This is a genomic window from Actinospica robiniae DSM 44927 (genome assembly GCF_000504285.1).
In the GTDB taxonomy this organism is placed as follows: Bacteria; Actinomycetota; Actinomycetes; order Streptomycetales; family Catenulisporaceae; genus Actinospica; species Actinospica robiniae.
Genome location: NZ_KI632511.1, coordinates 1,185,337 through 1,209,453, shown reverse-complemented (window position 1 = coordinate 1,209,453; position 24,117 = coordinate 1,185,337). Strand labels below are relative to the sequence as shown.

Genomic DNA, 24,117 nt, shown 5'->3' with positions numbered 1-24,117 from the left:
CGCTCAGCTCGGCCGGCTGCTCTCCCGGACCACCAGGCGGTGGCCCGGCTGGATCAGCCGGCCGGGCTCGGCGTCGCCCACCGATATCCGGTGCAGCAGCGCGTCCACCGCCGCCTCCGCGATCCCGGTCTTGTCCGGGGCGATCGTGGTCAGCGCCGGTATCGCGTATTCGGCCTCTTCCACGTCGTCGAAGCCGACCAGCGCGATGTCCTCCGGCACCCGCAGCCCGGCCTCGTGGATCGCCCGCAGCGCGCCGAGCGCCATCAGGTCGTTGAAGCAGAACACGGCGTCGGGCCGGGCCGGGAGCTTGAGCAGCCGGCGCATCGCGGCCGCGCCGTCCGGCCGGAAGTACGCGCGCACCGGCGGGCACAGGGCCGGCTCGGGCGCGATGCCCGCCTCCACCAGCGCCGCCCGGTAGCCGGCCATCCGCTGCTGCGCGGTGGCCCGCGGGCTCGGGTCCTGCCAGCCGATCGCGGCGATCCGGCGCCGGCCGCCGGCCACCAGGTGCGCCACCGCCTCGCGCGCGGCGGCCACGTTGTCGATGTGCACGTGGTCGCAGACCAGGCCGAAGTCCGCCTCGCCGAGCAGCACCAGCGGGATCTGCCGCTCCCGGGCGGCCAGCTCGTGCTGGTCCAGGCCGAGCGGGCTGAGGATCACCCCGTCGATCATCGGATCGCCCAGGCCGCTGGCGATGCGCAGCTCGGCCCGCGGGTCCCCGGCGGTGTCGTCCATCAGCACCGTGCACCCGTGCCGCCGGGCCGCCGCGATCACCTCGACCGCGAGCTCGGCGAAGTAGGGCGAGGGCAGCTCCGGGAAGGCCAGCGCGATCATGCCGCTGCGGCCGGTGCGCAGCCGGCGGGCCATCACATTGGGCTGATACCCGAGTGCGTCGATGGCCGCCTGCACCCGCGCCCGGGTGCGCTCGGCCACGTGCTCGGCGCCGTTGACCACGTTGGACACCGTCTTGACCGACACCCCCGCCGCTTCGGCCACGTCCTTGAGCCGCGCGGCCGAGCCGGCGGCGTTCGCCCCACCCGTCGTGGTCACAGTGCTCCGTCTCCTGGTTCGGATCGGTCCGGCGCGCCGGATTACGACGTGAGAATACCGCATTTGCTGACAATCAGCGCAAAGTTCTTACGCACCGGTCCGACGGCCGCGGCGCGCGGCCCGCCGCCGATCCCGGTCGCGACGATTCGAACACTGAACAACAAAACCCTTCAAGCGCAGACGGAATAACACTTCCGTCACAGCTTTCCGGAACTCGCTCCCACCGACTGACAGAAAGCACAGCCTCACCATGCGCTTCTTCCCCCGCGGCCGCCGCAAGGCCGCACTCCTCGCCGTCGCCGCGCTGGTCTCCGGCCTGTTCATCGCCGCCCCCACCGCCGCCTCGGCCGCCACCGCCCAGCTGCCCTGCGACGTCTACGCCTCCGCCGGCACCCCGTGCGTGGCCGCGCACAGCACCGTGCGTGCGCTGTACGCCTCCTACAACGGCTCGCTCTACCAGGTGCGCCGCGCCTCGGACGGGGCCACCCTGAACATCGGGGTGACCGCCGCCGGCGGATACGCGAACGCCAACGCGCAGGACGTCTTCTGCGCCGACACCGTATGCACCATCACCGAGATCTACGACCAGTCATCGGATCACAATAACCTGACCATCGAGGGCGGCGGCGGGGCCAACGGCAACGCCGACGTCGCGGCCAACGCCAACGCCGTGCCGATCACCGTCGGCGGTACGAAGGTCTACGGCGTCTACGTCGGCCCCGGCGTCGGCTACCGCGACGACTCGACCACCGGCATCCCCACCGGCGGCCAGGCCCAGGGCGCGTACATGGTCGCCAGCGGCACGCACGTGAACGCGGGCTGCTGCTTCGACTACGGCAACGCCGAGACCAACAACGACGACAACGGCAACGGCCACATGGAGGCGGTCAACCTCGGCACGAGCTGTTGGGCCTCGCCGTGCACGGGCTCCGGACCCTGGGTCACCGGGGACCTGGAGAACGGGCTCTACATGGGCGCCGGCTCGAACGCGAGCGAGGGCTCGAACAACAGCCAGTTCGTCACCGCGCTGGTGAAGTCGAACAACCAGACCACCTTCGAGGTCAAGGGCGGCGACTCCCAGTCCGGCTCGCTCAGCACCTGGTACAACGGCGCGCTCCCGCCCAACGGCTACCAGCCGATGCACCTCGAGGGCGCGATCGTGCTCGGCACCGGCGGTGACAACTCCAACGCCTCGATCGGCTCCTTCTTCGAGGGCGTGGTCACCTCCGGCGAGCCCACAGACGCCGCCGACAACGCGGTCCAGGCCGACATCGTCGCAGCCGGCTACACCGGCAACAGCGGTGGCAGTCCGCGCGGCGGCACCATCACCCTGCCCGGCGGCCAGTGCGTGGACGTCGCCGCCGACGACTCGGGCGGCGACCTCGCCCACGTCCAGCTGTGGAGCTGCCAGAGCTACGCGATCGACCAGCACTGGACGCACAACACCGACGGCTCGCTCGAGACCCTGGGGCGCTGCCTGGACATCGACGGCAACGGCACCGCCGTCGGGACCAAGGTGGAGCTCTGGGACTGCAACGGCGTCGGCGGGCAGAAGTGGATCCAGCAGTCCAACGGCGCGCTGCTCAATCCGCAATCAGGACTCTGCCTCGACGACCCGAGCGCCAACACCGCCAACGGCACCCAGCTGCAGATCTACACCTGCAACGGCACCGTGGCGCAGGCGTTCTCGGTCAACGGCGGCGGCCCGATCGACGCACCGGGCAACCAGTGCGTGGACGTCACCGGCGACGACAACGGCGTCGACGCCGCAGGAGTGCAGCTGTGGGACTGCCAGCCCTACGCTGCCGACCAGCACTGGTACCACAACTCCAACGGCTCGCTCGAGACCCTGGGGCGCTGCCTGGACATCGACGGCAACGGCACCGCCGTCGGGACCAAGGTGGAGCTCTGGGACTGCAACGGCGTGGGCGGCCAGGTCTGGCAGCAGCAGTCCAACGGCTCGCTGCTCAATCCGCAATCAGGCCTCTGCCTCGATGACCCGAGCGGCAACACGTCGAACGGGACACAGCTGCAGATCTACACCTGCAACGGCACCGCGGCGCAGCAGTTCAAGCTGATTTAGCTCTCTGCCACGCCGCACGCGCTCACCGGCCGACCTCGAAGACCGCTATCCGGCCTTCGGGGTCGGCCAGCGCGGCGCGCAGGCGGTGCATCGAGGAGTGCCACGGGCCCTCACCGCCCGAGCCCTCCTCCCACAGCTCCCGCAGTTCGCTCTTGTCGGCCATGACGCGGTCCACGGCGCGGATGGCCAGGTCGACGAAATCCTTCGGCAGAGCGGGAATCGGCTGCTTCGGGCCGTGATGCCTCGGCGAGAGGCCTTCATTGCCCGGCACGCCCGCGGCGACCAGCGCTGCGGCCGCCACCGCGTGCGCTCCTTCGTCGTAGTCCAGGTAGCCGTCGTTGTCGATCGCGGCCACCAGCGCTGCGCGGATCATCTCGGGTCGCTCCGATTCGGGCACATCGTCGAGGTCGTCGGCGAAGTCCGCCGCGTCGTCGTTGTCGAACGGCTCCACGTCCCAAGTGCCCATTGTTCATGACCCCTCTCCTTGCTCATCAACAGGATGCACAGCAGTGTGCACCAAGATGACGAGTTCGCGCGTCGCCCGGGTCATCGCGACGTAGCGGTCCACCGCTCCCTCGACGCCGGTGCCGAAGCGCTCCGGATCGACCAGGACGACGAGGTCGAATTCGAGCCCCTTCGCCAGTTGCGGAGTGAGCGAGAGTACCCGATCCGACGCCGGATACGCGGGATCGCCGATGACGCAGGCGACACCTTCGGCGTTCTGGGCCTGCCAGGCCTCGATGATCGCGTCCAGCTCGGCGACATCCCCGTGCCGGACGGGCAGATCGGCGCTGCGGATCGAGGTCGGCACGTTGGCGTCGGGCAGCGCGGCGCGGATGACCGGCTCGGCGTGCGCCATGATCTCCTGCGGCGTTCGATAATTGATACTCAACGACGCCAGCCCGATCCGGTCGAAGCCGACGCGTTCCAACCGCTCCCGCCACGTCTCGGCGAAGCCGTGCCGAGCCTGCGCCCGGTCGCCGACGATCGTGAAACTCCGCGACGGGCAGCGCTGCAGCAGCATCCGCCACTGCGCGTCGGACAGCTCCTGGGCTTCGTCGACGATGACGTGCGCGAACGGCCCGGCGAGCAGATCAGGGTCCTTTTTCGTCAGCGCCTCCTCGTCGACCAGGACGCTCTGCAGGTCCTCCACCCTCAGCATCGTCACCAGCCCTTCGCCGTCGTCGTCGGCGGCGATCAGGTCGGCCACGACGGTGTTCACGCGGTCGCGCTCCGCCGCGACGTCCGCCGCATGCCGGCGCTCCCGATGCGCTGCCTCAGGGTCGCCGAGCCGCCGCCGTGCCTCGTCCAGCAACGGCAGATCGGCGACCGTCCAGGCCTGCGGCTCGGCGCGTCGCAGGGTACGGATGTCGTCCGCGCTGAGCCAGGGTGCGCACATGCGGAGATACGCGGGCACCGACCACAGGTCCCCGACGAGATCCGCGGCGTCGAGGATCGGCCACGCGCGCTCGAGCGTCTCGCGCAGTTCGCGGTTGCGCTCGAGCGAAGCGCGCAGCTGCGTCTCCGGCACGTCCTCGTCGTGCTTGTCGATCAGGATCCTGAGCAACTCCTCCCAGATCAGTTGCCGGGCCTCGTTATGCGGCGTCCCCGGATCCGGCGCCTCGAAGGCCTCGGCCCAGTCCGCGACGCTCAGGCGCACGTCCTCCCAGTCGGTCTCGACGAGCAGCGGCTTGCCGGGCGGCTCCTCGTAGAACCGGACAGCGGGCTCGATCGCGTCGACCATCGCCGCGGACGACTTGAGTGCGGCCACGCGGGCGTCGTCCTCGGCCGCGGCGTCGGCGCCCTCGGCGACCAGGTCGCGCAGCATGCACGTCTGCACACCCTCCTCACCGAGACTCGGCAGCACGTCCGAAACGTAAGCCAGATAAGGGCGATGCGGTCCGACGAACAGGACGGCGCCGCGGTGAGCCCCGACGTGCGGGTCGGAGTAGACGAGATAGGCCGCGCGGTGCAACGCCACCACGGTCTTGCCGGTGCCCGGGCCGCCGTCGACCACGAGTGCGCCGTGCGAGCCGGCCCGGATGATCGCATCCTGATCCGCCTGGATGGTGCCGAGTACGTCCCGCATCCGGGTAGAGCGGTCGTGGCCGAGACTCGCGATGAAAGCCGACTGGTCGTCGAGCGCGGCGTGGCCCTCGAGCCCGTCCGGGGTGAAAACCTCGTCCCAGTAGTCGCCGATCCGGCCCCGAGCCCAGCGGTACCGGCGCCGGCTGGCCAGGCCCATCGGGTTGGCGTGCGTCGCGCCGAAGAACGGCTCGGCCGCCGGCGTGCGCCAATCCAGCAGCAGCCGTCGCCCGGCCGCGTCGGTGAGCCCGAGCCGGCCGACGTACACCGGCTCGCCGCCGTCCGCGCCGACCATGCGCCCGAGGCACAGGTCGAGCCCGAAGCGGCGCAGCGCGCGCAGCCGGGCGGAGAGCCGGTAGACCTCCAGGTCCCGGTCCATCGCGGCCTGCCCCTTGCCGCCGGGTGCCCGGCGGGTGGCGTCGAGCCGATCGGAGAGCTCGGCGATCGTCTGCTCCAGGCTGCGCGCGACGGCGGCGAGATGCCGCTCGTCGGCGGCGATCAGCTTCGCATCGGCTTTGGCGGCGAGTCGGTCGGGCAGGGCGAAGGCACTGGCGGTCAGCTGCGTCACGGCATCGGCTCCTGTGGTTCTCAAGTTCTCTGGCCTCGGCCGATGATTGTGCGCCGCCGAGGGGGCCTTGCCGCAAGGCCCCCTGTGTGTTATAAGTTGAGAATGGAGGAGAGTGCCTTTGCCTCTCCCTGTCTCGATCCGGCATCCGCCGAGGTCACCGCGACTCAGCCCACGGCGTCGAGCTGCTCGGTGCCCCTGCTCTTCCCGACACCCTCGCTCTTGAGGCCCAGTCGCTCCCGTTCGGCCGCGATCACCTGACGGGCCATCGCCTGCCCGCCCACCGCCTCCGGCATCGCCTCGGCCGTGTCGCTGCGCCGGGCGAAGGCGTCGAAGAGCGCTTGCTTCGTCTCCAGGATCTCGAGCATCCGCTGGTCCACGCTGTCGGCGGCCAGCAGCCGGTGCACCTGGACGCTGCGGATCTGCCCCATCCGGTGCGCCCGCGCGATCGCCTGCGTCTCCAGGGTCGGCTTGACCTGCGGCTCGCACAGGATGACCACCGAGGCGGCCTGCATGTTCAGCCCGACCCCGCCCGCCTGGATCTGGCTGACCAGCACCGCCGGCCCCTTGGCCGCGGCGAACGCGTCGACCATCTCCTGCCGCTTGGACGGCTGCACGTCGCCGGTCAGCGGCCCGAACGCGCGGTCCCCGAGCGTGCTGCAGACCAGGTCGAGCACGTCGCGGAAGTAGGAGAACACGACGACCTTCCGGCCGTTCTCGCCCGCCTCGTCCGCGATCTCCACCAGCCGGCGCAGCTTCGCGCAGCTCGCCGGGTCGGCCGAGGCGAAGGCCGCGCGCCGCATCGCCATGAAGCTGCGCGCCGCCACGGCCTCGCGGTACGCCTCGGCGTCCTCGGGCCCGAGGTCGTCCCACTCGTCCACCTGGACCAGTTGGGGCAGCTCGCTGAGCACGTCCTCCTGGTTGCGGCGCAGATAGGCCGGGCCGACCGCGCGCCGGAAGGACTCGGAACCGGCCACCGCGTCGATCTCCCCGATGTCGGCGGCGATCCCGGGCTGCAGGTAGCCGACCAGGTTGCGGAACTCCTCGACCCGGTTCTCCATCGGCGTGCCGGTCAGGAACAGCACCCGCTCCACCCGCTCGGCCCAGGCCCGCACCGCGAGCGAGCGCATCGTGTCAGGGTTCTTCACGTAGTGCGCCTCGTCCACGACCATCATGGCCACGCTCAGGCGCGGCGGCACGGCCAGGCTCTGCACCGCCTCGAACGTGGTGACGCCCACCCCGCCGGTGCGCACCCAGTTGCGGGTGGCGGCCTCGCGTTCGGCGCCGTGCAGCCGGTACGGCCGCAGCGTGCTGTGCGCGGCGACCTCGCGCATCCAGTTGACCAGCACGCTCGCCGGGCACACCACCAGGAAGTGCCGGGCGCCCTCGCCGCGCAGGTGCGCCAGCGCGGCGATCGACTCGACCGTCTTGCCGCAGCCCATCTCGTCGCCCAGGATCACCCGGCGCTGCGCGAGGGCGAACCGGGCGCCGAAGGACTGGTAGTTGCGCAGCGAGACGCGCAGATGGGTCTGGTCCAGGCGCTGGTCCGCGATCCGGGAGGCCAGGTCGTCGGCGAGGAAGCCGCGCGCGGCGTCCGGGCGTTCGCCGGACCCGACGATACGGCTCAGGATGCTGAGGTAGTCGGCCGAGTGCTTCTCGAAGTCGTTGCGGGCCGTGCCCACCCGCGGCGTCTTCGGCGGCAGTTTCCGCGCCGCCGCGTCGAGCCGGTCCAGGTCCTTCTCGGTGCGCGGATCGGCGTAGAGCCCTTCGAGCTCGAAGACGGCTTGGCGCGCCTCCTGGCGCCGCGACCCGCGGACGAACACCCGCCGCAGCCGCCCGGCCAGCGGCCGGGCCGAGGTGGTCAGCCCCGCGATGGCCCCGCCGAGCCGCGCCGCCGGTTCGCGGACCCGTTCGAGCACGCGGTCGGCTGCCCGGGCCCGGTAGAGCGAGGTGAGCAGCGCCACCGCGTCGGGGTTGTGCAGATCCAGGTAGCCGGCCACGCCGGTGTCCTGCCCGGCCGCGTCCGCGACCCGGCGCACGGCCTCCACCGTGCGTTCGGCCCCGGACGCGCCGATTCCGGGGATCTGCGTCAGTTTCTCGGCCGGGACGTCGACCAGATCCGCGACTGTCCGGTACCCGGCCTCCTGCAGCCTGCCCACCGGCAGCCGCGCGCCGTTCACGTCCCGCAGCCGGTCCAGCGGGATCCCGTGCAGCCGGCCGCGCGCGGCGAGGTCCTGCGAGGCCTGATAAGCCGCCCGCACGTCCGCGTGCAGCTCGCTCTCGTGCGCCTGGATGGCGTCGAGCGTCGACTGGGTGTCCGCGGCCCGGCGGAGCAACCCTCTGACATCCGCAGGAGTAGCTGCGCGTATCCCCTCGGCCACGGTCGCTCCGCATCTCTAGACAGCTGGGCCAGAATAGCGAGAGTCCGCACCACGAAGTGATGCGAGACCCCACCGACTACCCGCCCTCGGCCGAAGCACTCGCCACCCCCGCGCTCGGGCTATCATCAGCGCGCTGGCGTGAGTCTGGGGAGGGTATCGCCGTGTCCGGTGATGAAGTGGAGCAGGTTCGAACCGCGGCCGACGAGGCCGCTGCCGCGGGGGAGTACGCGAGGGCGTTGGCCCTGCTCGGATCCCTGGTCGCGGCCGAACCGGCGGAGCCGTGGGCCGAGGCGCCGTGGTTCGGCCCGCAGTTGGCTCATCTGATCTCGGCTCGCGGCGTGGCGAAGGCGGTCGTGCCGGTCTTCCGGGCCGTCGGCTACGTCGAGGACTCGGCCGTCCGCAGCGCCCTGAACCCGTGGCTCGCCCTCGTACAGGCCGCCGCCGGGCGGAAGGATGCCGGGCCGGAGGAGTTGCGCGCGCTTTCCGGCGCCGCCCGCCGCCTCGGCGCCGCCGCCGACGCGGTGGCCTGGTGCGAGCGCGCCGCCCAGCTGGACCGCAAGGCCGACCCGCGCAACCCGAGCAGCCTGATCATGCTCGGCTACGCGCTGCGCGACGCAGGGCAGCCGGATCGGGCCGTCGAGAGCTGGAAATCCGCGTTGAAGCTCTCGCCGAGCAACGTCGAGCTGCACCTCGACCTCGCCGACCTCGAGTTCAAGCGCGGCGACGCACCGGCCGCGCAGCGCTGGGCCGCCCGCGCGGTCGACCTGGACGGCAGTTCGGTCAAGGCCCGCGGCTGCCTGCTGGCAGCAAAGGCACGGACGTCCCTGGTGGACGCGAAAGTCTCCGACGCGGTCGCGCTCACCGAGTTGATCGGGCTGGTCGTCAAGCATCCCCAGGTCGCCTATCTACGGTCGCTGCTGGGCCGGGTCTGCGAAGGCGCCTGGTGGCTGCAGGCGGTGCCGCCGCCCACCGAGGCCGCCGCCACGATGGCGCACTTCGTCGACGCGCCGGAGAACGGTGTGGTGAGCCTCGGCCGCAGCCGTCTGACATCCATCGAAGCGCCGAGCGCTCTCGCCGCCGTCCGCTCGAGCCACCCCAAACTGGAGTTCGAGATCGGCGAGGTGCCACAGCCGGATCCGCGCAGCCCCTCGAACACCGGCTACGGGCCGCCGCTGTGGGAGTACCACGGGACCACGGCCGTCGCGGCGGTGCGCGCGCCGTCCGAGCGGGCCGTCGAGGTCCTGTACAACGTGGCGGGTAACGTCTGGGGCGAACCCCTCGTCGGCTACGAGCGCGCGTTGCCCTTGGGGGCTCTCGCGCCCAACGACCTGCTCGGCCTGCTCGCACACGTTCCGCCGCCGACAGGGTTCGGAGACTCGCTCAACGAAGTCAGCGGTCTGTATTGGCCGCGCGTCGCGCAAGCCTGGGTATGCCTCGGAATCCTGCACCACCGTGTCGACGAGCCCTGGCCGCAGTCGACCCGTCGCAGGCTTCTGCTGCGCCTGCTGCACGGACCCGAGGACTGGACCGTCGACGCCGCCGCCTTCGCGCTGTGCGTGCAGGCCTGGCTGCGCCCGGAACAGCGCTCTGAGATAGCCCGGGAGATCACCGCGCGCTACCTGCACGCCGCGCACGCCCTCGGCCGCCGCGTCACCGCACTGCACGAACCGCTCGCCGCGATCATGTTGATCTGCCCGGCGATCGCGCCGGACGTGCGCGCCGAAGTCCGCGCGAACCTCGCCGCGCAGCAGCACGGACAGGCCGAGGCCAAGGGCGCGCAGAACCGCCTGCGGCAGCGGCTCGGCCGACTAGGGCGCGTTTGAGAAGTAGCGTCGGATCAGGCCGCGGCGTCTGACGCGTGCGCTCGCAAGGCGCCGGGTCGGGCGCATACTCGCCTCGTCTGTAACCGCTCCGGCAACGCAGCGAGCGTGCGTGGCAGGCGTCGCGGCCCCGGCGATACTTCTCAAACGCGCCCTATGCGTGCGGGCGTTCGTGTCAGAGGGCTGAAAGCCACCGGCCATCCTTCGAACACGGTACGAGTGTTCATACGAGGGACGTCCGGGAGACGTGAACGGGTTCTGCTACCGCAGTGAGCGGCTCCGCTAATGGAGCCATGAAAACCCACAAGGAGCTCCGCTGGAAGGCCGTGGCAGCGGCCGCGGTGGTGGCGACGGCGATCGGCTTCGGAGTCGTCGACTCCGAAGGCGGGTCCGCCGCCACGGCCGGCACCCTCCAGAGCTATGCCGCCGCCTGCCCGGCCCCGGACGTGGTCACCCCCGCGCTGGGCGCGAACCTGATCGCGAACCCCGGCGCCGAGGACTACACCGCGGTGACGGCCTTCGGTGCGCCCGCCAGTGACACGCAGGACGTCCCCGACTGCTGGACGGCCGCCTCCCCGATGAACGCGCCGGGCGCCGTCTTCGAATCGGCCGCCTCCTCCGGCGTGCCCGGCCAGGTCGGCAGCCGCACCTTCTACGGCGGCTACGACTACGACTCCCCGCAGGTCTCGATCGTCGGCGTGACCACCACCGCCACGCAGCTGATCGATGTCAGCGCCCTGAACGCGGACGGCCGCTCCTTCACGCTGACCGGCGAGGTCGGCGGCTACACCACCCAGGCCGACTACGCCACGGTGACCGCTGAGTTCGAAGACGCCGACGGCACCTCCCTCGGCACGGCCACCCTCGGCCCGGTGGACGCGGCCCAGCGCAACAGTGTCACCAGCCTGATCCCGCAGGCCGCGGCCGGCACGGTGCCGGCCGGCACCAAGCAGGTCCTCGTGACCATCGCCTCCACCGGCGTCAGCTCCGGCTACGGGATCGACGGCCGCGCCGACAACCTGAATCTGACCATCGCGGCCGCCGGCGCCGGCCAGGACTACACCGCCGCCTGCCCCACGGCCGACGTGGTCACCCCGGCCCTGAACGCCAACCTGATCGCGAACCCCAGCGCCGAGGACTACACCGCGGCCACGGCGCTCGGCGCGCCCGCCGGCGACACCCAGACCCTGGCCGACTGCTGGACGAGCACCTCCCCGCTGGCCGCTCCCGACGGCACCCAGGAATCGGCCGCCTCCGCCTACCCGGGCGTCACCGGTAGCCGCGTCTTCTACGGCGGTACCAACCCCAGCACTGTCGCGGTGGCCGGCGTAGTCACCAGCGGCAGCCAGCTGATCGACGTCAGCTCGATCAAGGCCGGCGGCCAGCCGTTCAAACTCACCGGCGACGTCGGCGGCTACTCCAGCCAGAACGACTACGGCATCATCGCGGCGACCTTCGAGGACGCGAACGGCGCTCCCATCAGCACCGTCGACATCGGCCCGGCCACCGCCGCCGACCGCGGCAACGTCTCCGAACTGCTTCCGGACGGCATCTACGGCACCGTGCCGTCCGCCACCCGGAAGGTCCTGGTCACGATCATCACCGGAGCCGTCAACGCCGGCGCCAACAGCGACGGCACCGCCGACAACCTGAACCTGACGATCGGTCAGAGCGCCGCCGGCCAGGCCTACACCGCGCCCTGCCCCGCAGCCGACGTGGTCACCCCGGCCCTCGACGGCAACCTGATCGAGAACGGCGGAGCCGAGGACTACACTGCAGCCACCGCGCTCGGCGCTCCCCTCGGCGACGACCAGACCATCGCGGACTGCTGGACCAGCAACTCGCCGCTCAGCCCCGTCGACGGCACCCAGGAGTCGCGCGCCTCGACCTACCCGGGCGTGACCGGCGCCCGCGACTTCTACGGCGGCACCAACCCCGGCACCGTCTCGATCCCCGGCATCGCCACCACCGGCACCCAGAAGATCGACCTGAGCGCCCTCGACGTCGACGGCCAGCCGTTCGAACTGTCCGGTGAGCTCGGCGGCTACGCCACCCAGAGCGACTACGCGACCGTCACCGTGGCCTTCCAAGACGCCAAGGGCGCGACGCTCAGCACCGCGGCCGTCGGCCCGGTCACCGCGGTCCAGCGCAGCAACGTCAGTAGCCTGATTCCGCAGGCCTGGTTCGGCAAGGTGCCGGCCGGCGCGAAGCAGGCCCTCATCACGCTCGCCACCGTCGGCGTCAGCAGCGGCGCCAACAGCGACGGCGCGGCCGACAACCTGAACCTGACCATCGGTCAGAGCGCCCAGCCCACCGGCCCGGTGCTCCAGACGATGCCCTACGCCTCGGTCGGTGAGGACGCGGGCACCCACGTGGACCCGGGCAGCGGCGCCGTCGTGCCCAACGTCGTCCCCGGCTCGCTCTACCGGCCGGCCGGCATCGCCGCGGCCAACGGCTCGGTGTACGTCTCGAACACCGGCGACAATGTCTTCGTGCAGCTGGAAGACGGCGGCACCACGGTCATCGCCGGCTCCCTCGAGGCGCAGGGCGAGCACGGCGACGACGGCAAGGCCACCGACGCCACTCTCTACCAGCCCGACGGCACCGCCGTGGACGCGGCCGGCGACGTCTTCATCGCCGACGCCGGAGACAACGCGGTCCGCGAGATCCGCGCGAACGGCACCGTCGCGCGCTTCGACCGAGGCGTCCAACTCGACCACCCCGAAGCAGTGGTCGTCGACGCGGCCGGTGACGTGTACGTCTCCGACACCTACCACAACCGCGTCGTCGAGCTGAGCAAGAAGGGTTCGCTCAAGCAGGTGATCGGCAACGGTCGCGCCGGATACGCGGGCGACGAGCGTCCCGCCTCCTCCGCGCAGCTGAACCAGCCGGTCGGGCTCGCGCTCGACGCCAAGGGCAACCTGTACATCGCGGACTCGGCCGACAACGTCGTCCGCCGCGTCGACGCGCGGACCGGCCGAATCAGCACCGTGGCCGGCGACTACGCGGCGGACACGGCGAACGACGGCCTCGGCGCCTTCTCCGGCGACGGCGGCCAGGCCACTGCGGCCCAGCTCAACGACCCCCAGGGGATCGCGCTGGACGGCGCCGGCGACCTGTTCATCGCCGACACCTTCGACAACGCCGTCCGCGAGGTGACCCCCGACGGGCTCATCAGCACCGTCGTGAACTCCTCCGCCGCGCCCGGCGGCGAGAGCAGCGGCACCGCCCCGACCGCCTCCCACCTCAACACGCCGGGCGCGCTCGCGGTGGACCAGTCCACCGGCCTGCTCTACATCGCCGACACCGGCAACAGCGCCCTCGCGCAGGTCCTCGGCGTCGTCCGCAGCGGCGACGCGGCCGGCCCCGTGGCCCCGGCGACCTCCTGACGCGGCTTCACCGAGACGAAGAAGAGAAGACGAAGACGATGAGCCAGAACAACCCCCTCGATTCCCTCAACCCCGCCCGAGCCGGAGCCGAGCCGGGCCTCTCCCGCCGCCGGTTCGTCACCAGCGCCGCGACCTTGGCCGGCGCCGCCGGCGTGGCCGGCGTCCTGCCGGAGAACCTGGCCCGGGCCGCCGCCGCGACGCCGAAGCGGGCCAGCCTGTCCCAGATCAAGCACGTCGTGTACGTGATGATGGAGAACCGTTCCTTCGACCACTACTTCGGCACCTACCCGGGCGCCCGCGGCTTCCAGGACAAGACCGCCATCCGGCTGCCGAACGGCGACTCGGTCTTCCGCCAGCCCGACCCGGCCAACCCGGACGGCTACCTCGAGCCCTTCCACATGTCCACCATCACCACCGGCGCCGCCGCCGTCCCGTCGCTCTCACACGACTGGCGCGACCAGCACGCCGCGTGGAACCACGGCGCCATGGACGGGTGGCTGACCACCCACCTCGCCTCCGACGGCGAGGTCAACGGCTCGTACACGATGGGCTACTTCACCCGCGAGGACATCCCGTTCCACTGGGCGCTGGCCGAATCCTTCACCCTGCTCGACAACTACCACTGCTCGGTGATGGGCCCGACCGACCCCAACCGGCTGGTGTGGATGTCCGGCAACAACGACCCGCAGGGCCAGTACGGCGGCCCGGTGCTCGAAACCGTCACGCCGAACCCGCTGACCTACCCGTCCGCGGCGGAGATCCTGCACCAGGCCGGATACAGCGTCAAGGCGTACTTCTCCGGCGCCACCAGCGGATTCAACGTGTTCAGCTGGTTCCGCAACTTCCAGAACACCACGACGCTGCCGACCGGCCTGTACAACTCGGTGATGCTCGGCAACACCCTCTACGGCGACGGCACCCCCGGCGGCGTCGGCGACCCGGCCAACCCGGTTCTGGCCGCCAACCCCGCCCTCGGGTTCGAAGAGGACTGTGCCAACGGCGTGCTCCCCGACGTCAGCTGGCTGTTCATGCCCAGCATCGCCGACGAGCACCCGCCGAACCTCCCGGCAGCCGGCGCGCAGTACCTCGCGTCCAAGCTCGAGGCCCTCGCGTCCAACGAGGACCTGTGGAACTCGACCGTGTTCGTGCTCAACTACGACGAGAACGACGGGTTTTTCGACCACGTCCCGCCGCCGGTCCCGGATGAGCGGCACTACCCCGAGGAGTTCGTGAAGCTGGCCTCGCCCAAGGGCACCCCCGGCGGCGGCCTGCCCGTCGGCGCGGGCTTCCGGGTGCCGTGCATCATCGTCTCCCCGTGGACGGTCGGCGGACGGGTCTTCTCCGAGGTCTCCGACCACACCTCCGGCCTGCGCTTCATCGAGTCCGTCACCGCCGCCGGCGGCCTGTCCGGCCACGGCCCGGTCACCTTCACCCCGATCAGCCGCTGGCGCCGCAAGACCTTCGGCGACTTCACCGGCGCGCTGCGCCTCAACAAGCCCCAGGCCGCCCCCGCCAACACCCAGTTCGACCCGGCCACCACGGCGGCCAACCTCGCCGCCCAGACGGCCGCCGCCGCCCAGCCGATGCCGACTCGGCCCGGCGCGGCCCAGTCGCCGCCGAAGCAGGAGGGCAGATAAGCAGGCTGAGAAACAGAAGCCGGGCCGTCCCGCGTCACGCATCGCGCGTCCGGCGGGGCGGCCCGGCTCCGCGCCGAACCCGTCAAGCGGTCGAGGTTTCGAAGCCGAAGGCGCACGGCGTCGCCAGGTCGAACAGGTCCCATTCCGGCCGGGCGGCCAGCGCCTCGAACCACTCGTCGCGCGTGCCACCGGTCCGCACGGACCACGTGCTCTGGAACGCTCCTAGCCCGGCGAGGTCTTCGCTCGCCGGGAAGTAGAGGTGGCACGTGACGCGGGCGTAGCCGCCGTCGGGGTCGGTGGCCAGCAGGCGGGTCAGACGCAGGGCGACGGTCGGTGCGCCGTCATGCTCGCCTTGGCTGTAGCTGTACGAGAGCCGCTCCGGTTCCGGTGCGTCCGCAGTGGAGACGGCGTGCCCTGCGAACGTGCGGAACGCGGCGAGAGCATGGCGGGCGTAGCCGGGCGCCGGCTGCCATGGGCACCCGAGGTCCTCGCGCTGCCGGAAGACCCAATCCCAGGCGTCCGCGGCCTCCTCGACGTTCCACGGGCGGGGGAGCAGGGCCGGTCGCGGCCCGGTCCACGGCACGACTGAGCCGTCGGGATGGTATTCCGCCGCGTCGTCCCCGATCACCCTGGCGCCGAGCCGCGCGGCGACGCGTGCTATCTCCGCTCCGGCCCCGTGCCCCTTCCAGATGGTGATCGCGCCCTGGAACCAGTTCATCAGCCACGAGTTGCCGTCGGCGGCGAGGAACTCCCAGCACTCCCCGCCGTCCTCGCCGGTGTGCCGGACCACTTGTGGCTCCGACTCCGCGAACTCCGTCCACTCCGCCCGGGAGATCGGGAACACGGCGGAGTCGTAGCAGAAGTCGGCGCGCGTGATGTGCAGGTCGTAGCCCATGGCTCTCCTCTACGGCAGCGAATGCCCCTACCCTGTCACCGACCACTGACACAACGGGCGGATGCGCAGGCCGGCTCCGCTGCCGCTCATGGCGTTCACGCGAGCGCGCGGCAAGGCGGATAGGATCAAGACGTGAAGAAATACATACTCTTCGACCACGACGGCGTCCTGGTGGACACCGAGTTCTGGTATTTCCGGGCCGGAGAGCGCGCCTTGGCCGAGATCGGCGTGGCGTTGGACAAAGACCGCTACCTGCGGGACATGGCACAGGGGCTGGGCACGTGGACCCAGGCCCGGGCGGCGGGCGTCGATGATGCGACCATCAGCAAGCAGCGCGCGGCCCGCGACGCCTACTACCAGGAGTATCTGAGAACGGAAGCCATCGAGATCGAAGGCGTCGTCGAAGCCCTCGCCGAGCTGTCACAGCACGTCCGCATGGCCATCGTGACGACGGCGAAGCGAGCGGACTTCGAGATCATCCATGAGAAGCGCCGGATCAAGCAGTTCATGGACTTCGTCCTCGTCCGCGACGACTACAAGCTCGCCAAACCGCACCCGGAACCGTATCTGACCGGCCTCGAGCGCTTCGGCGCCGCAAAGGGCGAGACGCTGGTGGTGGAGGACTCGTCTCGAGGGCTGAGCTCCGCCGTGGCCGCCGGTATCGACTGCGCCGTCGTCTACAACGAGTTCACCAAGGCCCAGGACTTCAGCCAGGCGAGCCACCGGATCAATACTCTCACTGAGCTCTTAGATATCATTTAATTTACATCAGCGACTGTGCCAAGCGGTCCGCGAGGCGGCACGTTCGAGCAGCATCGCAAAGTGCTCATCCGCGCGTTCGAGCAGGCGCACCGCTCCATGGCCGTCCCAAGCTGCGAACGCCTCCGGTACCTCGACTATGCGAGCACCCTTCACCGGGCCGCGGCGCCCCGCGGCCCGGCACTCGCATGTCAGGACAGCGACAAAGTGATGCCGCAGTCCTTGCCGACGACCGCGGCCGCCTGCGTGAGGTCCGAGGTCAGTTGCGCCGAGGCGGAGCCGCCGTTGACATCGGCCGTGTACAAGGCCTCGGCCTGCTGCGAGAGCGTGTCGATGTCCACCGAGAGCTGGCCGGTGACGTAGCCCACGTAGCTCGTCAGGTCATTGTTGAGTCCGTAGAAAGCGCCCGAGGGGTCGGGCTGCTGGCGGGTGTAGTTCGTGGCGAAGGCGGCCCACACCGCCTGCACCATCTTGCACGAATCCGCCTGATCCCAGCCCGCGGCCGCGTCGGTCGGCGGAATGATGCCCGTCGCCTCGACGGCGGTGACCTCCGCTCCGCCGCCGTTCCCGCCGTTGCCGCCCTGGCCGTTGATCTGCGGCGAGCCCACCGAGCTCGCGCATCCGATCGCGAACGCGCTCACCGCGGCGGCCGTGGCCACTGCGAGGGTTGCTCGTCTGACGCGTACGTACCTGTGCATTCTGGTGCCCCCACCTCTTGTCGACGCTGCGCGCCGGTCCGGTCACACACCGGCACCCTTAGCCGCGATGGTATGCCAAGCAGGACCGCAGGCGGCGCGTAATCGGAAAGGATCCGGGCGCTCGCCGAGGCCCGGAGACGGCGATGCCGATCGGCACCCGCAGCTCGGGCAGGTCCCACACTCGTGCCGCCTCCACCTGGAAGTGCTGCCCGCGGTAGTTGACGTAGCCGCCGTCGAACAGCGCGGAGATGATCTCGACCGCCTCGGCGAGCATGTCCTGGCGCACCGACGCGGCCGGCCAGGGGCGGCCGGTCACGTGCTCGTTGAGGATCTCGCCGGAGCCGAGACCGAGCCGGATGCGCCCGCCGGACAGCACCTGCATGGTCGCGGCCTTCTGTGCGACCACGGCCGGGTGGCAGCGCACGGCCGGGTGACCGGATCGATCCCCGGATAAACAGGCGCCCCGAGCCGTCGCCTGAATGGTCCAACCGGCGGAGCCGGACGTAGGGGCAGTGTCTTCGAAGCCTGATACGCTGACCACCGGGGTTTCGAGTCGGCTTCCCGGGTTATTCAGTGCGGGCACTGATCTGAAGACGCGAAGAGGGTGGACCACCGTGGCCGATGACGACCGTTCCGAGTACCAGCGCACGCTGCAGACCGTGCACGCGCACCAGGCGATCTTCGAGGCCGAAGACATCGTCGCCCGCGCGTGGCTGACCGAGCTCGACGCGGCCCGGCGCGACGCCCTCGAACTCGTCCGGGCTCTGCGGATGGCGGACGCGGTGAGCAAGCGCGAACTGCGGGTGGCCTTGCGCGGCAACGATCCGGCCGTCCTGGCCGAGGCGCAGCAGGAAGTCGAGGAGACGCGGCGCGAACTCGACGACGGCGTCTCGGCGGCCCAGGCGCTGCTGGCCCGGGTGGACGAGCAGATCGAGCGCGCCTGCCGGGCCGCGGCGGCGCGCGAGGACCGCCAGCGCGACGACCTGGCCCGGCTGCGGACAGCCTGGCGGGTGGCCTACGGCTCGGCCGAGTTCGTCGACGAGTCCTGATACTTCATCAGAGAGTTGACCACCGCCAGGACGACGAAGAGCACGGCGGCACCGGCCGCGACCGTGTGCATGCGGGAAACGAACGTCGCAGTGCCGGGAGAGCCGGCCACCGCGCCCGCAAGCGCCACGCCGATCGCCCCACCCGCCTGCCGAGCGGTGTTGTTCACCGCCGAGGCGAGCCCGGCCCTCTCACCCGGCGTCGCGGCCACGGCCGCCGCCACCACGGCCGGGGTGAGTATCCCGAGCCCGATCCCCCAGGCCAGGAACGCGGGCAGCAGGATCGCGGCGTAGCTCGACGACGGGTGCGCCAGCGCGAGCAGTGCCAGTCCGACCGCGGCCAGCACGAACCCGGCGATGATCGGCAGCCGCGGACCGATCCGCGCCACCGCCCGCCCGCCGATCGGCGCGATCACCGCGAGCGGGGCGAACAGCGGGATCAGCGCGAGCCCGGCGCCGAGGGGGGAGCGGTGTTGAACCGATTGCAGGAAGAGCGTGAGCACGAACAGCACACCCAGAGTCCCCAGGTTCATCACCCCCGCCGAGATGTTGGCCAGCGCGAAGGCCGGACGCCGGGCCAGGTCGAGCGGCAGCATCGCCTCGCTCCCGCGTCGCCGTTCCACCAGCAGGAACGCCGCCGACAGCAGGATCGCGAGCCCGAGCGCGACCAGCACGACGGCCGAGCCGGCACCCGAGCGGCCGCCCTGGATGAACACGAAAGTCCAGGTCAGCAAGACGAGAACGCCGAGCAGCGCGCCCGCTGTGTCGAGTCTGCCGGTCTGCCTGCCGTGGTCCGCGCGCAGCACCCGCAGTGTCGCGGCGAGGGCGGCGAGTGTGATCGGGACGTTGATCAGGAAGATCCAGCGCCAGCCGAGCGAGTCGATCAGCACGCCGCCGACCAGCGGCCCGGCCGGCAGGGCGAGACTGCCCACGCCGGCCCAGATCCCGATCGCCCGCGCCTGCGCCTTGCGGTCGGGATACGCGCCCGCGATGATCGCCAGCGTCCCCGGCAGCAGCGACGCCGCGCCCACGCCCTGGACCGCCCGCGCCGCGACCAGCGCCCCGGCCCCCGGCGCCAGCCCGCACGCCAGCGATCCGACGCCGAACGCGGCGAGGCCCGCCAGCACCAGCCGGCGGTGCCCGTGCCGGTCGCCGAGCGCTCCCGCAGGCAGCATGAGGGAGGCGAGCGCCAGTGCGTAGCCGTCGACGACCCATTGCAGACTGCTCACATCGGCGTGCAGGCCCGTGCCGATGCTCGGCAGCGCCACGTTCACGATGGTCACGTCGAGCAGGACGAGGAAGTACCCGACGCACATCACGACGAGCACGACGCCAGGAGCGGCGCCCGCGCGTTCGTCTCCGTTCCCAGCTTGCGTACTTGTCATACCGCTCGCTCCCGCGTATCCCGTTGTCGGACCGGCAAAGCTCTCCAAGTAACCTGTGCAAGCCGTTTCACACCAAGACCGTAACCCTGGAGACGGATCAATGATCTTCAAAAGGTCGCAGAAGCAGGCGTCTGAGGTCGAGTGGTCCGACTCTGCGGCGTCTCTGTCGGCCTGGGCGAAGCGGCTTCACAACAGGGCTGTGGTCGCGAAGGGCGAGGGTCGGCTCGACGAGGCATTGGAGCTGCTCGACCAGCTGATCGGCCGGCTCCATTACGCCGCGCAGGCGCGCTCGCCGCAGTTGCTCCACATCGTGGCCAGGGCCAGCGGCCTGCGCGCGATCACGCTGGACCAGGTAGGCGGCCGCCAGGCGGAGGTGGTCGCCGCTGCCGACGCCGCGCTGGCGGCGCTCGAGGCGCTGGGCACGGGATCAGCGGAGGTGGACCAGCAGGTCCCGCCGATGCTGGTGCTGCGGGTCAGTGCAGCGGAGTCGAGTTCGATGGGGGAGGCGGACCTGATCCGTCTGCTGGAGGACTGCGTCGGACGGATCCGGCGTCTGCCCGCCGACTCGCGCCGAGCGGCGATCTGGCTCCTATGGGACAAGAAGTTGATGATCAAGCACATTGATCAAGGCTGCGTCACTGACGCGGCGCGGGTGGCCCGGCGGGTGATCGACGGCCTTCCCGCTCTCGGCGCGGCCCCCGAATTGGACTTCGTCGCCGTCCATGCCGGCCGGGACCTCGCGCGTGCGGCAGCTCTCAAGCTCGCCGACGCGGGCGAGCGCGAGCTCGCCGCCGAGCTCGCCGAACGCTGCGCCGACCTGGTCGGCGACGCGTCGGCGACCAGCTTCGACCCGTCGCAGAGCCTGACGATAGCCAAGGGGTTTTACGTCACCGGCATGAAGTTCCTCGGCCTCACCGGCACAAGCCTCAAGCTGCTCGCTGTGGCGCTGGCGCAGGTCCGCGCCGCGAACGCGTTCGAGAGTCAGGATCCGAAGGTGCGGCTCATGGCCGTCGGCTCACTCAACGCCTACGCGTGGGAACTGGCCTGCCGCAACGGAATCGGCGACAAAAAGGCCGCTCTTCCGATGGCCCAGGAGGCCGTCGAGCGGGCCCGAGCCCTCGTCGGCGAGGCGTCGAGTGAGCCTGATATGACCTTGCATGTGACGCTCGTCGAGGCGCTCGAGACACTGGCCACCATCCACGCGCAGCTGGGCGACACCGCCATCGCACTCGAGATCGGTCGCGAAGCCCAGTCCGTCGCCTGTCAATTGGCCGACATCGAGGGCGCGACCGGCGCAGAATCGCTCGAGCGGACGAACACGCTAGTCGAGCTGATCGAGCAGGGCGCGCTCGCCGGCATCACCGATCGGGCCTAGCTCCGGTCGTCGCCAGCCGGGGTTGCGCGGAGGTCGGCGGGGTTGAGACGAGCCCGCCCCGGGGGAGTGCCAGCGCGGGCAACGCGGTGACGGCGGACAAGCCGATCGCCCACCAGAAGGCGTGGTGGAACGCCGCGGGAACGGCGTCAGGGCCCGTATCGCGGCTCAGCCCGCTCTCCAGCAGCATGGCGAGCACGGTCGTGCCGAAGGCATTGCCGACCTGCTGCCCGATGCGGATTCCTGCGGTCGCGTCTGGAATCAGACTTCGATCAAGGTCCCGGTACGCGCTCGCCATGACGATGATGGTGACCGCCCCCAGCCCGAGGCCGCGAACCATCAGCACGAAGGCGAGGAAAACGAGACTGGTGTGCGGCCCGGCGAACGCGAACGGCACGGTGGCTATCGCCGCCACGATGATGCCGCAGAACACGACCGGCCGCGGTCCGACGCTGTCGGCCAGCTTCGCCGTGGCGACCCGGCTCACCAGGGTGCCAAGGCCCTGCGGTACGAGACAGAGCCCTGCGTCGAGGATGCTCAGGTGCTGGACCTGCAGAAAGTACAGCGGAAGCAACAACATCGCGCCGTAGACCGATAACCCGGCCAGGAACAGCACCAAGGTCGAAGCGCTGAACGAGCGGGTGAGGAACGGGCGCAGACCCACCAGCGGTTTGGTCGCTCGCAAGGCGTATGCCACGAAACCGGCGAGCAGAACGACACCGCCGACGAGCGGATAGAGCGCGACAGCGGCGCTGAACCCGCTGTGGATGCCGGCTTCGGTCAGCCCATAGAGGATGGCGGCGAGCGCGGGTGGGAGCAGGACGAGCCCGACTACGTCCAGCGAGGCGGCTTCAGCAGGGTCCGTATTCTCCATGCCGCGCCAAGCCGTGATCAGCCCGGCCACGCACAACGGCAGGTTGAGCCAGAAGACGGCCCGCCAGTCCAGGTACTGGATGATGACGCCGCCCAGCACCGGCCCCAGGATCGGGCCCAGCACCGCAGGCAGCGCCACGGCGGCGACCGCGCGGTTCGACGGCCTGGGACCGGCCGCCCGGATCAGCACCGCCTGCATGATCGGCAGCATGAGCCCGCCGCCGACGCCCTGCACCACTCGGAACGCGATCAGCGCGCCGATGTTCGGCGCCAGGCTGCACAGCAGCGATCCGAGCGCGAACAGCGATAACGCCGTCATCCACGCAGGCTTCGCGCCGAGGCGGTCGATCAGCCAACCGGCGAGGGGTATGACCACGCCCATGGCCAGCACGTAGCCGCTGACCGTCCATTGCGCGGTGGCCACCGTAGTGCCGAAGTGTCTGCTCAGGGTGTTGATCGCGACGTTGACGACCGTGGTGTCGAGGAAGACCGCGACGACGCCCGTCATCATGATCGCGGCGAGCCGGGCGAAGCCCGGGGGCAAGTCGGCGGGCTTGTTCGGCACCTTGTCCGGCGCGTTGTCCGGCACAGCGGGCTTACTTGGCACGGCCACGGGTTCGCTCACGGTGTTCACCGGTCTTCCGGGGGGATGGGCGCCAATAAGAGGCACGACTGTCTCTAAAGCTCTCAAGCCGAGGGTAGCCGGGCGCGTTAAGATACACAACTGTCCCCAAGGAGAAGCGATGCCCGACGCAGACGACCCAGCCCGCACCCCCACCCGCCGCCGCGGCGCCGCGCTGGAGGCCGCGCTGCTCGAGGCCGCCTGGGCGGAACTGGCCGAGGTCGGCTACCCGGCGTTGACCATGGAGAACGTCGCCGCCCGGGCCGGCACCGGCCGCGCGGTGCTCTACCGCCGCTGGCCGAGCCGCTCCGAACTCGTCCTCGCGGCGCTCAAGCACCACCAGCCGCAGTTCTCCGCGGCCAGCGCCCCACCAGACACCGGCAGCCTGCGCGAGGACGTGCTGAGCCTGCTGCGGGACATGTCGTCGCGCACCGGCGAGCTCATGGCCGGAATCAGCTTCATGTTCGCCGACTACTACAGCCAGACCGGCGAGAGCCCTGCTGTATGGCGCGAACGGTTCATGGTCGACCGGCCGTCTTCGATGCCTGCCATCCTCGACCGCGCGATCGCGCGCGGCGAAGCCGATCCGGCCAGGATCACCGACCAGGTCCTGCGTCTCCCCGTCGACCTGGTCCGGCACGACCTGATCATGACGCTCGGTCCGGTGCCCGAATCCACTCTGGTCAAGATCGTGGACGAGCTTTTCCTGCCCCTGGTACGCCCCTGACGCGTGCGGGTCAGCGTGAGATGCGGGCCTCGATGCCGTCGAGGAGGAATTCCAGTCCGACCCTGAACGTCTCGTCGGCGCTCAGGTGCGGACCGTCGCGCACGACCGTGGCCAGCGCGGGGAACTGCCCGGCGGCGAAGGTACGCTGCAGGTATGGTCCAGTCGCGGCCTGATACTGCCTGAGATCCATCCCGCTGGCCCGTTCCGCCCGTCGCTCGGAGATCTCCCGGCGTACGGCGCCGACCACGTATGCGTTGACCGCGGCGACCGCCGGCACCACGACGTCCAGGTCGACATCGCTCATCGCGCCCAGCACGGCGTCCCCGATGGCCAGCGTGTTCGGCCCGAGTTGCGGCCGGCCGCCGATCAGGTCGGCCAGCCACTCGTGCTGCTGGGCAGCCCGCCGAGTGGCTTCGGCCTGCGACCGCAGCACCTCGCGCCAGTCGTCCCCGGTCGGGTGGATCTCGGCATGGACCGCGTTGACCATCAGGTCGAGCAGTTCCTCCTTGGTGTCGATGTAGCCGTAGAGCCGCATCGGCCCCACGTCCAGCGCCGCGGCCACCTTGCGCAGCGAAACGGCGACCAGACCGTCCGCGTCGGCCAGCTCGATCGCCGCACGGACGATCCGCTCCCGGCTCAGCGGCGCCAACACCGGCCGGTTCGACGGCTCCGGCCTCTCCCACACCAACATGCGCCCGACGATACCCCGCCCGAGTGCTACAGTGACATCGCC

17 protein-coding genes and 1 pseudogene are annotated in these 24,117 nt (G+C 70.8%); 8 read left to right on the top strand and 10 right to left on the bottom strand.

The features are described 5' to 3' along the window. Window positions 1-3: 3 nt before the first annotated feature. A complete protein-coding gene (locus tag ACTRO_RS05210) occupies window positions 4-1,047 on the bottom strand; it encodes a LacI family DNA-binding transcriptional regulator (protein ID WP_051450346.1) in 1,044 nt (347 codons plus the stop codon). Window positions 1,048-1,297: 250 nt separating this feature from the next. Here ACTRO_RS05210 and ACTRO_RS05205 point away from each other — a divergent pair, with 250 nt between their 5' ends. Further along, window positions 1,298-3,130: an arabinofuranosidase catalytic domain-containing protein gene (locus ACTRO_RS05205; RefSeq protein WP_034261535.1), complete on the top strand. Its 1,833-nt coding sequence runs from the start codon at window positions 1,298-1,300 to the stop codon at window positions 3,128-3,130. A gap of 22 nt (window positions 3,131-3,152) precedes the next feature. Here ACTRO_RS05205 and ACTRO_RS05200 read toward each other — a convergent pair whose 3' ends face one another. The 3 genes from ACTRO_RS05200 to ACTRO_RS05190 form a co-directional block, all read right to left on the bottom strand. Continuing rightward, the gene (locus tag ACTRO_RS05200; RefSeq protein ID WP_034261534.1) at window positions 3,153-3,596 is read right to left on the bottom strand and encodes a DUF4259 domain-containing protein; all 444 of its coding nucleotides are present in this window, start codon (window positions 3,594-3,596) and stop codon (window positions 3,153-3,155) included. Between the two features lie 3 nt (window positions 3,597-3,599). Beyond that, on the bottom strand, window positions 3,600-5,783 hold the full coding sequence (gene helR / locus ACTRO_RS05195) for an RNA polymerase recycling motor ATPase HelR (RefSeq protein WP_051450345.1): 2,184 nt from the start codon (window positions 5,781-5,783) through the stop codon (window positions 3,600-3,602). 164 nt (window positions 5,784-5,947) lie between these two features. Next, a complete protein-coding gene (locus tag ACTRO_RS05190) occupies window positions 5,948-8,161 on the bottom strand; it encodes a DEAD/DEAH box helicase (RefSeq protein WP_051450344.1) in 2,214 nt (737 codons plus the stop codon). Between the two features lie 161 nt (window positions 8,162-8,322). Here ACTRO_RS05190 and ACTRO_RS05185 point away from each other — a divergent pair, with 161 nt between their 5' ends. From ACTRO_RS05185 to ACTRO_RS05175, 3 genes are all read left to right on the top strand, one after another. Further along, a complete protein-coding gene (locus ACTRO_RS05185; RefSeq protein WP_157435789.1) occupies window positions 8,323-9,984 on the top strand; it encodes a tetratricopeptide repeat protein in 1,662 nt (553 codons plus the stop codon). Window positions 9,985-10,274: 290 nt separating this feature from the next. Next, window positions 10,275-13,370, top strand: coding sequence for an NHL domain-containing protein (locus ACTRO_RS42790; protein ID WP_051450343.1), 3,096 nt, complete (start codon window positions 10,275-10,277; stop codon window positions 13,368-13,370). Window positions 13,371-13,408: 38 nt separating this feature from the next. After that, a complete protein-coding gene (locus ACTRO_RS05175; RefSeq protein WP_034261531.1) occupies window positions 13,409-15,007 on the top strand; it encodes a phospholipase C in 1,599 nt (532 codons plus the stop codon). A gap of 82 nt (window positions 15,008-15,089) precedes the next feature. Here the strand turns inward: ACTRO_RS05175 and ACTRO_RS05170 are convergent, their stop codons facing one another. After that, window positions 15,090-15,902, bottom strand: a complete 813-nt coding sequence (locus ACTRO_RS05170) for a hypothetical protein (protein WP_034261529.1) — start codon at window positions 15,900-15,902, stop codon at window positions 15,090-15,092. Between the two features lie 132 nt (window positions 15,903-16,034). Between ACTRO_RS05170 and ACTRO_RS05165 the strand changes: the two genes are divergently transcribed. After that, window positions 16,035-16,664: an HAD family hydrolase gene (locus tag ACTRO_RS05165; protein ID WP_034261527.1), complete on the top strand. Its 630-nt coding sequence runs from the start codon at window positions 16,035-16,037 to the stop codon at window positions 16,662-16,664. A 188-nt stretch (window positions 16,665-16,852) separates the two neighbouring features. Here ACTRO_RS05165 and ACTRO_RS42785 read toward each other — a convergent pair whose 3' ends face one another. Beyond that, window positions 16,853-17,359: a hypothetical protein gene (locus tag ACTRO_RS42785; RefSeq protein WP_157435787.1), complete on the bottom strand. Its 507-nt coding sequence runs from the start codon at window positions 17,357-17,359 to the stop codon at window positions 16,853-16,855. Window positions 17,360-17,483: 124 nt separating this feature from the next. Next, window positions 17,484-17,789, bottom strand: a pseudogene (locus tag ACTRO_RS50715) (LLM class flavin-dependent oxidoreductase); the annotation flags it as partial. A gap of 184 nt (window positions 17,790-17,973) precedes the next feature. Between ACTRO_RS50715 and ACTRO_RS05150 the strand changes: the two are divergent. Beyond that, window positions 17,974-18,408, top strand: a complete 435-nt coding sequence (locus ACTRO_RS05150) for a hypothetical protein (RefSeq protein WP_034261521.1) — start codon at window positions 17,974-17,976, stop codon at window positions 18,406-18,408. Here ACTRO_RS05150 and ACTRO_RS05145 read toward each other — a convergent pair. Then, complete coding sequence (locus ACTRO_RS05145; protein ID WP_051450341.1) at window positions 18,375-19,790, bottom strand: MFS transporter; 1,416 nt, start codon at window positions 19,788-19,790, stop codon at window positions 18,375-18,377. The genes ACTRO_RS05150 and ACTRO_RS05145 overlap by 34 nt on opposite strands. A gap of 199 nt (window positions 19,791-19,989) precedes the next feature. Between ACTRO_RS05145 and ACTRO_RS05140 the strand changes: the two genes are divergently transcribed. Continuing rightward, window positions 19,990-21,165, top strand: a complete 1,176-nt coding sequence (locus tag ACTRO_RS05140; protein ID WP_157435785.1) for a hypothetical protein — start codon at window positions 19,990-19,992, stop codon at window positions 21,163-21,165. On the opposite strand, the gene ACTRO_RS05135 is transcribed toward ACTRO_RS05140, so the two are convergent. Continuing rightward, window positions 21,149-22,660 carry an MDR family MFS transporter gene (locus tag ACTRO_RS05135; protein WP_157435783.1) on the bottom strand — a complete coding sequence of 504 codons (1,512 nt, stop codon included), beginning with the start codon at window positions 22,658-22,660 and terminating at the stop codon, window positions 21,149-21,151. The two genes, ACTRO_RS05140 and ACTRO_RS05135, sit on opposite strands and share 17 nt — an antisense overlap. A gap of 118 nt (window positions 22,661-22,778) precedes the next feature. On the opposite strand from ACTRO_RS05135, the gene ACTRO_RS05130 reads away from it, so the two are divergent. Beyond that, window positions 22,779-23,384, top strand: coding sequence for a TetR/AcrR family transcriptional regulator (locus tag ACTRO_RS05130; RefSeq protein WP_034261517.1), 606 nt, complete (start codon window positions 22,779-22,781; stop codon window positions 23,382-23,384). Window positions 23,385-23,394: 10 nt separating this feature from the next. Here the strand turns inward: ACTRO_RS05130 and ACTRO_RS05125 are convergent, their stop codons facing one another. Then, window positions 23,395-24,075 (bottom strand): TetR/AcrR family transcriptional regulator, encoded by a 681-nt coding sequence (locus ACTRO_RS05125; protein ID WP_034261515.1) that lies wholly within the window; start codon window positions 24,073-24,075, stop codon window positions 23,395-23,397. Between the last annotated feature and the right edge of the window lie 42 nt (window positions 24,076-24,117).